9 protein-coding genes and 1 pseudogene are annotated in these 10889 nt (G+C 49.6%); 2 read left to right on the top strand and 8 right to left on the bottom strand.

Translation table 11 applies throughout. From position 1 onward, the window contains the following. Positions 1–115 precede the first annotated feature (115 nt). Positions 116–568 carry a site-specific integrase gene (locus tag PsW64_RS28025; protein WP_244277326.1) on the bottom strand — a complete coding sequence of 151 codons (453 nt, stop codon included), beginning with the start codon at positions 566–568 and terminating at the stop codon, positions 116–118. Positions 569–621: 53 nt separating this feature from the next. Continuing rightward, entirely contained in the window at positions 622–1323 is a 702-nt protein-coding gene (locus tag PsW64_RS28020) for an Arm DNA-binding domain-containing protein (protein ID WP_208980926.1), read from the bottom strand. Between the two features lie 328 nt (positions 1324–1651). Between PsW64_RS28020 and PsW64_RS27685 the strand changes: the two genes are divergently transcribed. Together PsW64_RS27685 and PsW64_RS28265 are read left to right on the top strand one after the other, a co-directional pair. Then, the gene (locus PsW64_RS27685) at positions 1652–1822 is read left to right on the top strand and encodes a hypothetical protein (RefSeq protein WP_193757836.1); all 171 of its coding nucleotides are present in this window, start codon (positions 1652–1654) and stop codon (positions 1820–1822) included. A 152-nt stretch (positions 1823–1974) separates the two neighbouring features. Further along, positions 1975–2133, top strand: a pseudogene (locus tag PsW64_RS28265) (IS6 family transposase); the annotation flags it as partial. Between the two features lie 302 nt (positions 2134–2435). Here PsW64_RS28265 and PsW64_RS28015 read toward each other — a convergent pair. From PsW64_RS28015 to PsW64_RS22010, 6 genes are all read right to left on the bottom strand, one after another. Then, on the bottom strand, positions 2436–2738 hold the full coding sequence (locus tag PsW64_RS28015; protein WP_244277342.1) for an Arm DNA-binding domain-containing protein: 303 nt from the start codon (positions 2736–2738) through the stop codon (positions 2436–2438). Positions 2739–3412: 674 nt separating this feature from the next. Continuing rightward, positions 3413–4513, bottom strand: coding sequence for a hypothetical protein (locus PsW64_RS22030; protein ID WP_244277340.1), 1101 nt, complete (start codon positions 4511–4513; stop codon positions 3413–3415). A gap of 199 nt (positions 4514–4712) precedes the next feature. Then, the gene (locus tag PsW64_RS22025; RefSeq protein ID WP_063304951.1) at positions 4713–5270 is read right to left on the bottom strand and encodes a hypothetical protein; all 558 of its coding nucleotides are present in this window, start codon (positions 5268–5270) and stop codon (positions 4713–4715) included. Between the two features lie 10 nt (positions 5271–5280). Further along, complete coding sequence (locus PsW64_RS22020; protein ID WP_063304950.1) at positions 5281–6672, bottom strand: FAD-dependent oxidoreductase; 1392 nt, start codon at positions 6670–6672, stop codon at positions 5281–5283. Then, positions 6656–7474 (bottom strand): FTR1 family iron permease, encoded by an 819-nt coding sequence (locus PsW64_RS22015; RefSeq protein ID WP_063304949.1) that lies wholly within the window; start codon positions 7472–7474, stop codon positions 6656–6658. The genes PsW64_RS22020 and PsW64_RS22015 overlap by 17 nt, the downstream gene beginning before the upstream one ends. Continuing rightward, positions 7474–10884, bottom strand: a complete 3411-nt coding sequence (locus PsW64_RS22010) for a multiheme c-type cytochrome (RefSeq protein WP_082831176.1) — start codon at positions 10882–10884, stop codon at positions 7474–7476. The genes PsW64_RS22015 and PsW64_RS22010 overlap by 1 nt, the downstream gene beginning before the upstream one ends. Between the last annotated feature and the right edge of the window lie 5 nt (positions 10885–10889).

Here is a 10889-nt window from a genome sequence, read left to right as displayed (position 1 = left end):
CAGCTGAGAAGTTCTCACAGTGTGTTGCCGCGACCAGTTGAATCCACCGTCACACTACGACATACGGTGTTCGCGAATATTCAAGCCAATACCTCCACATTCATGCCGTCAGTTCTTACCCCCCTCCTTTCAACCCCGCCTCAATCCTCTCCCCAACCGTCTCTGACAACACCCGTATAGGATGTGCATCGTGGTTCACATAGCGGTTGGTGATGGTCACGTTGCGATGGCGTAGAAGGTGGCTGATGAGGAAAGCGTTGCTTCCCGATTGCGCGGCGAAGGTGCCAACCGTATGGCGCAGATCGTGGATGCGCACATCTGGGATGTCGGCATGATGGCGCACGCGTTGCCATGCGTTCTCCACCAGCTCCTTGGTAATATGCCGAGTGGGATCATTGATGCGGGCAAGCACATAAGGCGAGCCATCCAAGCGCGGTATATCGGAGAGGATGTCGAGCACATTCCCACTGACCGGATGAGGCTTGCGGCCATCCCCTTTCTTTGAAGGCAAGGCAATAGCCCCTTCTTCAAAGTCTACATGCTTCCATTCAAGAGAAGCGATCTCCATTAGCCGTGCCCCCGTATAGAGCAGCAATTTGAGACAAAAAAGCGCCATGGGGTTCACAGGTGTCCGGCGCTTTTCAATATCGTGGCACAAGTGCTTGCGGTTCTCTGGGCTAGCCTTGATGATCCATGGAAGCCCCTCTTTCTCTGCAAGCTCCAGCGTCTTACCCAAGCGCTGTAACTCATCACCAATCTCACCGGGTTGCTGTGCTCAGGTCTCAAACCCCACACTTCAGCCAGATTGAACGCTTTAGAGATGATCGCCAACACATGGTTGGCTTGTCGTGGTGTCCTACGCATAGAACGATGAAGCTTGGAGATATCCTGCCGTGTAACAGAGGCTAGTTTCGCTTTGCCTAAAGGCTTACGCACACACCGTTCAAGAATACGCCGTATCTCGATAAGAGACTTTGGCTTGTTGTGCACCTCCACATGTTCACTCAGATACATATCCAGTAAATCGTCAACCGTCGGTGCATTGCGGATGATCTTGCGGTTAACGGTTGGGTCTTCCCCATTCCGCACCTTGGCCAGAACATCGACTGCCAGTCCTCGTGCCTGATCTGGTGTCAGCTCTCCGTATTTCCCGAGTGTCAGACGGCGGGAGCGCCCTTCTAGTGTGCGATATTGGACAATGAAGGTTTTACGCCCGGTTGGCGCCACCTGCAGCCCAAATCCTGAGAGCTTACCGTCCCAGACGAAGTACTTCTTCGCTGTTGGCTTGGCTGCATCGACCGTCCGTTTCGTGACATTGGGCATCAGACAAAACTCTCCCGCTGACGGCCCATGACAAGAGCCGCCCCACATGCGAAAATAGAAGTTAAAAGTATTCCCCGAATGCTGCTGTTTCTGACGGCCTGACAGCTTGTGACGACCTTTTGGGCTTCTCTAATGGCCCTGTGCAAAACACGGCCTCATCCCCTTACAGATCGCTTGCGCTATGCCTACCGTTTCTTGTCAGCATATTGTAAGCAAATGTACGAGTTTCGCAGCGAAATGCAAGGCAGGCAGGAGCAAATAATTTTCTACAACTCATTGAATCATAGTACTGAATCGTAGTAGAGTGTAAGTGGACGTGAGTTGCAAATTGCAACTTGTTGTCGATGATCTCGCAGCTTTGGCGAAGAAGCTATGGGCAGCGTCTGTCACGGTAACGGATGACACAATCCTCTTCGGTCATTACCGCAAGAAGGTCCATGACCCATTTGGAAACATGATCGAACTGTTGGAACCTGTTGATGGCGGTCATACGTTGTAGTTCCAAACCCAACAAAGACGCTTAACCTGAAGAACACTCAAAAGTGCAAGGCCGTTAGGTGGTGAGCTTGATGAATGCCGAAGCTTACCCTTCAGATTCATGCTAGGCACTGCCAACTTTTTGCTTCTAACTGCCTCGGGTAGTTGATAACTATGCTCGATTTTGACACTTTTCCTCGTCTCAAAGGCTATCGTTTCCCACGCAGTATCATTCGCTAAGCAGTTTGGGTCTATCATCGGTTCGCCATAAGTCAGCGCGATGTTGAAGATCTTCTGTCGGCGCGGGGAATAGTGCTTAGCTCTGAGACTATTTGGAGCGGGCTTTAGACGGGAATGGCGATAATCTTGATATCCTTTTGCAAGCGTGTCGCGACAAAAGTTCGCTTTATAAATTTTCAGGCGTTGGAGCATGCCACACGCTCTCATGACAGACAAGAGGTCGCACCAAGTCTTGACCAACCGAACCGGGTTGCCGTGCTCTGGCCTTAGGCCCCATACTTCAGCAAGATTGAACGCCTTTGATAAGACCGCCAGAACTTGATTGGCTTGACGTGGTGTTGCTCTCAACGAGTGATTCAGCTTTGCAATATCTTGTTGTCTGACAGAGCTGAGTTTCATGTATCCCAATCGTGAGCGAACACACCGTTTAAGGAGACGCTCATTGTCTTGGGTTTGTTTTGAACCCGCACATGTTTGCTCATGTAAACATCAAGAAGCACATTCACTGTGGGAGCAGCTCGTTTGTTCTCCCGCTTTAAGAGAGGATCATCTCCGTTACGGACCGTTGCTAGCACGTCGGTCGCCAAGTCCCTGGCTTGATCCGGTGTTAGCTCACCATATCTGCCAAGACTCATACGACGAGAGCGGCCTTCATCTGTGCGATATTGCACAAGGAGTGTTTTTGCACCGCTCTGCATCACTTGAAGGTCAAAGCCTTTGAGTTTGCTGTCCTAGAAGATTTGCTTTTTGCTTGTCGGCCTTACCGCATCCACCGTTCGCTTCGTTATGTTCGGCATAGACAAACCTCTCCCGCTGACGGCTCCTGACAGGAGCCACCAAACATACAAAAATATCAGTTGAAGTACGTTCCCGATTGTCGCTGTTTCTGACGACCTTTAAGGTTTTCTTTTAGGACCTGTGTAAAACAGAATCTAAATCGTTATCGGTCAAAACCTATCTGCTTACCGTTCTGTGTCAGCACTATGTAAGCAAATGTATGAGATTGAGCGTGAAAAGCAAGGTAGGCAGGCGCAAATATTTTTCGACAACTCTTTGATTCATAGTAATGAATCGATCTTCAACGCAAAAGAGCGCATCCCTCTGAAGCGCTTCTTAATCCGTAGGTCCACGGTTTGAGCCCGTGTGGGCTCACCATTTAACCTCATGGTATATAAAGAGGTTAAACAAAGCTCCCATTTGGGAGCTTTTGCATTTAGGCATCGTGTCAGCACTATGTGAGCATTTGAAAACAAGTTCTGACCTTGCTTGTTCCAAGCCATATCTTCCAATTGATTCTGGAGAAGATCTGACTGACGTCACCAATCATGTCGACAGATACGTACTAGAGCTGCTTTCGAAAGTTCATGCGACATCAACGGCACTGCGTTTGTAAACTAAAAACTTTCTCACCGGGCACTCTTGCCGCAAACATCGTTTCTGAGTTGCACCACACATTGCTCATAGCCTTAGACCCGACCAATTTCCAGATTGGTCTATGCCTTTGGCTTTGCAAACCAGCTTCCACACTGTCAGAAAAGAATGCATCATGAATCTTATGTTGTGGCAATGAGGCCCTAAGATAGAAAACGCCTCTATTTGTAACGAGAGTTCCGGTTGGTTGTTGTCCTAGAAAGTCTGCGGCTTGCTTGAGAGGTGAGTTGATTACAGGTTTTATTAGAAATTGCGGCCAGATGCCAAGCTGCAAAACGATGACAAGAACCAAAGCAGGTTTTGCCCACTTGCCAGAAGAATACACCAACCAAATCACCAACAGAATTGCAGGTAGGAGCACGTGGCGGAGGTTTTCGGGGTTTTGGGCAAGTAGTGTCCAGAGTACGGCAGCAGCTGCTGCTATCAGCAAGGGGGTGAGCTTGGGGCGGGTTAGGAAAGCAAGGGCAGCTATGAGGAGAAGAGAGAGCAAGCTTGTAAGAGTTATGGGTTCTTTTTCAAAGGCATCCAACCAGCCTTCACGTTCGAAGGTTGGCTCAAACGACGTGTTACCCCAGACGGTGAAATGACCTTCGGTGAACCGCAGCGCTTCAATCAGGTAAGCCTCGCCTTCCAGCAGGAATACTCCTCCGAAGAACACGAGCAGCGTGCCGGCACTTGCGATAAAGAGTTTTGTGCGAGCCTCTTTTTTCAAATACCACTCAGTGATTAAGGCCAGAGCAACTGGAACAATGAAAGATGGCCGGCAGGCTAGGGCAAACCCTGCAAAGCACCCTGCCCTGATGGGTTTGCCTCTACCCATAAAAGCCAAGGCTGCAAGAAAGAATGCAATACCTGTTGCATCACTCATCATACTTAATGCGACAAGCGGAAGGAAAGGCTGCGTCAAAACTGCGAAAAAGGCCAGCAGCACACCTCTATGAGATGCTCCCCAGGCTTGGGTAGTCCATGCTGCAAGAGGAGGTAAAGACAGTGCAGAAAATAGGCTCAGGTAGAAGACTGCTTGCTTCGCACTCAAGCCCATCAAAACAAGCAGTTTGCTCAGCACTATAAATCCCGGATACCCCGGAAAATGCGGTCTGAACTCAAGCACACTGAAGCGAATTGTGCCATTAACAAAGAAATAGGCATCATCACTTGGGATGCTTGGTGTGTGGCGAAGCAACCAAGTAGATAAAGTCACGTAGCAAAAGAGAGCTGCGCCCCAGCCAAGTCGCAACATACTAGTTTGCCAACGCCTTTAAGACGTCCTCAACAGCTGCATTGTAAGCGGCAGGATCTGCCTCTCGTTTACCAACTCCAAACACGCCAGGATTCCCAATGGCTTCAAGTGCTTGGCGAAGGCTTTCATCTACAGCTTGACGTCGCTTGCCTGGTAACTCCCCGGCCATGGCATCGAAGAAGCGTTTTGATTTGACAACAAGAACTTTAGCGGTCTGATAGTCTTTCAAGTTTTCGGAACCTGCTTGCAAACGACGAGTAATCTCCGCAACAAAAACGCGATTGATAGCAGCTGCGATTGTCGCTGTATCTTGAGAGGCTAAGGCCTTTTCAAATGCTTCAGTGAGCCCGCTGTCATAATCAGTCGTCAAATAGGCAAGTTCCTCGGAGATCTCGTTGGCAGCTAACTTCGCAGCTTCAAAGTCTCCGGCGTTTACTGCTTTATAGATGGCTTCCCGCGCATCTATCAGTGGCTCCTTGCCAGCAGCAGCATAAGAGTAAGCATGCGCCTGACCAGTAATAAGCAAAGACATAAGCAATGCATAAAATATTCTCACCACGACTGGTCTCCTAAGCCACACTTTCCGTTTCAATAACGGTTCTTTCACTACGATGCTCATAGATGGTAGAGCGCTGATCCCTTTCGCTAATCAACGCATCAGCAGCCATCTGCCCCATCTCCATAGAGGTGTCTGTGAAGATGTAGCGGAAGGTACCTTGCCGCCCACACTGGATCAGATTTTCAAACTGATTGAGATGGGCAATTGCGTTAGCACGGTTCTTCTCATATCCCACTGTCATCAGCGGATAGGCCTGCCGCTGATAAGTAGAGAAGTATTCACCTGTGGCTGCTGCGCTATTGATGCCAAGCTTATTCAAGACACCACACGCTTGAGCAAACATCTGCTGGTTGTCCATCTCCCACAGTTCGCTCCCCGAGTCGCATGGGATCTCTAACATTGCAGAGGTGTGCCCCTTGGGAGCCATGAACGGTGAGCGTCGTTTTGGCTCCTGCAATCGCGTTGCTATTATGTCGGGATCTGACAGATACTGCCATGTGCACTCTGAGAGGTTGTCCATTTCAAGAGGCATATTAAAGAACCGCAATCCTCTGAATGCTAACGCACTCTCGCCACCTGTCATGTTCACCATGTAAGGCAAAGAGAGCGTAGAGAGCACAGCATCTGCCGGGTAGGAAGAGCCCCCTGCTTTCACGGCACTAATTCTATTTGCCGCGAAGTCAAAACCATCGACAGCTGCATCAAAGACAATCTCGCCCCCAAGCGCTTCAACCTTTTGGGCCATGCGCTCAAAAATGGTACCAAATCCATGCTTAGGGTAGCGATAGTTTCTGGCGTAAGTGCGCGGAGTGTCGCTCCCGATTGGCAAAAGGCGTTTGGCAACATCTTTCAAGTCCAACAGACTTATGCGCTGACCAGCCCAGTCTGCGGATAGGTTGACCGGATCAATACCCCAGAGTTTAGCTGTGTATCCTTCAAAGAAATTTTTGTAGAGCGTCTTTCCAAACCGACTGGTAATCCAAGTTGCGAAGTTATCGTCATTGGGCTTACCGAATGGCAGAAGTGCCAAATCTTTTACCGCACCAACCAATAATGAGGCTGGCGCCGTTTTCAGGATGTTGCCCATGGCTAATGGATAATCGTAGGTACGATCCTGAAAGCGAATGACGCTTTTGCGTTGGCTGGTCAACAGGTCATCGCCAACCAGCTCTTCAACCAGTTTTAGCAATTGCGCGTTGTGAGTGATAAAGCGGTGGCCGCCGTAGTCAAAGCGATAGGTCCCATGGCGACCTTCAAACGTTGTTGTACCGCTTTGGCCCCCCTCTTTTGAAGCCTTTTCAAGCACGGTGACCTGAATACCAGCTTCCAGCAAGCGGATTGCTGCTGTCAGACCAGCAGGCCCCGCCCCCAACACCAAAACATGTTCAGGCTTTTTGAGCATAGCCGCGGCTCCAGAAACTCAGGAATAGTCCAAGATAAAGTACCCAGCTCGTAAACTGCATCAGCGTTGGCGACGCGTTGTAACCAAACAGCGCCCGCATGAAAGTGCCAAAGGTGCCCTGATCATCCAAAATAAACGAGATGTTGAAGATCTGCTCCATCAAAATCGGAACAACATCAATCGCCTGCAGCATATTGATGGCAGAGGAGAACAATCCGGCTGCGATGATAATGATCAGCAAGCTGGTGTACTTAAAGAATGGAGCAATCGGAACTTCTCGGGTACCGCGCATCATGATCCACACCAGCAGGGTGGATGCAACAAGACCGATAGTTGCCCCAATCAGACCATTCTCCAATGTCACGCCCTGCCCTGAATACATGAGAGCAGAGAAAAACAGTACGGTCTCAAACCCTTCTCGCAATACCGCAATGAATGCAAGGAACACCATACCCCACAGGTTGCCCGAGGAGATGTGGAACTCCAGCTTCTTTTTGACATTGTCGACCTGCGCCTTGGCCTGCTTGTGCATCCAGATCGCCATGTAGCTCAGTACCAGCGTTGCAAAGAGCAGAATGAAGATCATAAGCAGGTGCTGATAGTGTTGGTTGGAAAATTGGTCAATCACCACCTGGAAAACAAAGGCCAATGCCAGTGATACGATCAACCCAAGTACAACACCAAGATAGACGTATTTGTTGAAATGCCGCACGCCAAGTTTGTGCATGTAAGACAGGATGATGCCAACCAACAGAAAGGCTTCCAGCCCTTCGCGAAATGTGATCAGAAAACTGGCAAACATTATGGCCGCTCCAGTGTTTGAGTAAGTTCAGCCATAACAACAGCTTCTGGATTTGGTAGATCTGGGTAGGATTGGAGTACTGCATCGGTCACCCACTGCGGATAGATGCGGAACATCATCTTCACATCAACGCTGAGCGGATAAGTAACTTCCTTTGGCAATGCAAAGGCTTCATCCCGATAACCATTCGCTGGGATCTTGGTATCTTTCAGCATTTTTTCATAACGCCAGAAGAGCAGGCCGACAGGCTTACCATCCTTGTCGCCAAAGACCTTTTGGAACATACGAGCATCGGTTGGTACGACGCCCTTATCATCCATCTTGCCATCTTCCAGGATAACCTTGCCACTTGCGTCTTTTACGGTCACATCCAGCCAAAGCTGACGGAAGTCAGCAACGCCGGTTGGCAAGGCATGCCCTGCTCCAACATTTTTGACACGAACGATCAGTTTTCCGTTTTCGTCGATGTAGCTTTCCAACTCAGCAGCAGTTCGCAAAAGCTCAATGCTCATGTCTGAGAGCTTCTTATTGCGCAGGCCGACAAGATGGTGATTGGCACCCGTGAACTGGTGTGTCACCACATTCTCTTTCACCTTGCCTCCATCTGTAGAAATGCCCGGGACATTCTCACCGATCTTTCGCACGTCAGCCATCATGTGACAGCTGATACAAGTGCGGTTCTTGGAGGGATCTGCTGGATTGTTGTAGGAGGATTTTTTCCACTCACCGTAGGTGTTCACGATGACACTACCTGTACCTGGAGCCACCTCATTATGGCAGGTGCTACACAAAGCAGAATCCTTGTAAAATGGCTGAGAGTACGACTTTGCATGCACTTCGGGCTTGGCGTTGATCTGACGGTTACCCACCCAGTGCAGCAGTGCATTGTCGTTGTCTTCAAAGATATACTTTTCTCTATCTTTCACATTGACGGTAAAGCTGGCGTTGGTACCTGCTGTCTGCCCCATGGCTGCTTCAATACGAGTGATACGATGGCAGAATAAGCAGCCCGTGCCTTCATCTGAATCCGGTACGCCCGTCTCAAGGGCTTCAAAGAGACTGGCGCCGCCTTTCTCAAACATATGTCCTTCTTGCGGAACCGCCTTTGGCTCGGTGAACTGTTCTTGCGGCTCATGACAGCCAAGGCACCATTTGCCGAAGTCCTTACCTTCCGTCTGTTCTGCAACGGACTTCACGACCATGAAGTATGGGTTAGATTCTCCCATCAGACGATGGTTTGAATCTGCCCATTGCTCAAACATGTCAGAATGGCAGGACGCACAGGCGGCTGAGTTCACCCAATCCTTCTCATGTAGAACCTTACGATCATCATCAAGGCGTATCCAACTTGCATTCAGCGGTAGGTTTCCACGTGATGTGATGAAAGCTTGCAGAGCCTCCATATCGCGTTTGACCGGTTCTGACGGTTCATCCGGATTAATCTGCAAGGCTCCATCACGGTCATCATGGCCCATACCACCTTGCGTCTTCTGCATGATGCGCAAGTAGTCACCAATGAAGTTACCGGAGATCATATTGTTTAAATTGTCGTGGCCAATTGTGGCACGGTCAAACTTCTTGGTTGGTGTGGATCGGTAAAGATAGCCATTGGTGAAGTTGAAGCCATCCACGTGGCAACTCTGACAGCTCATCCAAAAGTCACCAGTGGTCGGCGTTAGTTTGGAATCATCCTTGTTGCCGCTGTTGAAAAGGGTTTTACCTCGGCGTAGCTTGGCCTCAACCGGATCGCTCTGCACTAGTGGAGCTGGAGCTTGCCCACTCAGAGTCACGCGCGCAAACGGGCCGTCCCCACCTCTCTTCAGCGCTACGAAATCAAGTGTCATTGCGTTTTGCACGAAGATGTCCTGCCCGGAAACGACCAACCCACGCGGATTGTTGCCCGGAATGTGGCGAAAGATCTGCATGACCTTTGCCCCACCTTGGTTCAGTTTGCCCTTGCGGCGCGCTCGGCGCTTCTTCTTGCTGGTCAGGGCTGTTCTGCGAGTCAGATCAAAGACCATCAAGTCTTCGCTTCCAGCCAATGTAACGTAAACTTTTTTACCGTCCTCGGAGAATTCTGCATCATGAGGGTTTGAAACAATGCGAGTGCGATTGTTGGTATCGATAATATTGATTTGCTTGAAGAGGTGCTTGCGGCGCTCAGCAACTTCTTTCTCTTGCCCTTGTTCAAGCCTCAACAATGAGACACTCGGAAACACGGTGGATTGAAACTGGAAAGGATGATCAAAGTTCCAAAGAACGTGTGGCAACCAGGCCTCGCTCTCATCTGGGCTTACTGCAATATCATCCAGAATGCGCGGGACACCCTGCGAAACAGTTTCGTCGTTGTCCTGAGTTTCAGCCAAACTGATCATCTTCAGAAATGTAAGCTTAGCCCCTGAGGTATCCCAAATGGAGACCTTGCCAACCATGGCATGCGTTACGATCAGACGACCATCACTGAGCAAAGCAAGACCACGCGGGGTTTCTTCGCTGTCGATTTCCTGAGTGATGCCTTGTCTCGGATTAACTGCAATGATCTTGTGCGCTTCAAACAATGAAACCCAGAACAGGTTGTTGATCTTGTCATAGATAATGCCAAATGGACGATAGTTAGTCTTGAACTCAGAGAGAACTTTGTTTGTGTTCAGATCAATGAAAACCACGCGGTCACCCGTGTAGTCCGTTACACCTAGGATATTCTGGTTTTCATCCAATGCGATGCGGCGTGCCTCTCCACCAATCTTGATCTCTTGCAGCACTTTGTTCGAGCCGCGGTCAACAATCGTGACACTACCTGCATCAAAATTTGCTGAGATAAGTTTTGTGCCCTCATCATTGAGAACAAGGGAGCCACTTTCAACGGCAGCATAGGCTGGCACCATGAGTGCCACTAGTGCCAGAAGAAATGGGAAGATCCAGGCTGCAACTTTAACCATCGAATAGCGTTTGGCATGGTGGAATACCAATACCGAAACCGGTAATGCTGGAACCAAATGAAGCCAATATGCCACCAGCCCCATCATGTTGCCGCGATTGCCAAAAAACGCGAGATAAATGCCACTGAGAACCAGCAGTACCAGCGCAATCTCAATCATCTGACCCGTTCTGCGCAGGAACGGACGACCGTTCTTCTTGATCAGATCACGATGAGAAAGCCAGAATGGAAGAACGAACAAGGGAAAAAGAATTAGTGAGACGACGAAGTGTATGGCAAGCGAAGGTTGGATGAGTTGCCAGGGAAGCCCGACAACATCCCACAGCATCAATCCGCTGATCGTGAGGAAGTAGAGCACAAACTCAGCATGCTTGCTCTTGTAACCAAGACGCTTCCAGAACATTTCTATTGCGCTGGGTTGTGCTGGCTTAGGTCCATTGACTGGTACGCTATTCTTGCTTGCATCATCCATGAGTG

Source organism: Pseudovibrio sp. W64 (genome assembly GCF_001623145.1).
In the GTDB taxonomy this organism is placed as follows: domain Bacteria; phylum Pseudomonadota; class Alphaproteobacteria; order Rhizobiales; family Stappiaceae; genus Pseudovibrio.
Note: the sequence above shows the minus strand (reverse complement) of the source record. Positions and strands in the feature narration are given on the sequence as shown.

Excerpts from the sequence above, each read along its gene's own strand:
- PsW64_RS28025 (WP_244277326.1), bottom strand. The coding sequence starts at position 568 with ATGGAGATCGCTTCTCTTGAATGGAAGCATGTAGACTTTGAAGAAGGG.
- PsW64_RS28020 (WP_208980926.1), bottom strand. The coding sequence starts at position 1,323 with ATGCCCAATGTCACGAAACGGACGGTCGATGCAGCCAAGCCAACAGCG.
- PsW64_RS28015 (WP_244277342.1), bottom strand. The coding sequence starts at position 2,738 with ATGCAGAGCGGTGCAAAAACACTCCTTGTGCAATATCGCACAGATGAA.
- PsW64_RS22030 (WP_244277340.1), bottom strand. The coding sequence starts at position 4,513 with ATGGGCTTGAGTGCGAAGCAAGCAGTCTTCTACCTGAGCCTATTTTCT.
- PsW64_RS22020 (WP_063304950.1), bottom strand. The coding sequence starts at position 6,672 with ATGCTCAAAAAGCCTGAACATGTTTTGGTGTTGGGGGCGGGGCCTGCT.
- PsW64_RS22015 (WP_063304949.1), bottom strand. The coding sequence starts at position 7,474 with ATGTTTGCCAGTTTTCTGATCACATTTCGCGAAGGGCTGGAAGCCTTT.
- PsW64_RS22010 (WP_082831176.1), bottom strand. The coding sequence starts at position 10,884 with ATGGATGATGCAAGCAAGAATAGCGTACCAGTCAATGGACCTAAGCCA.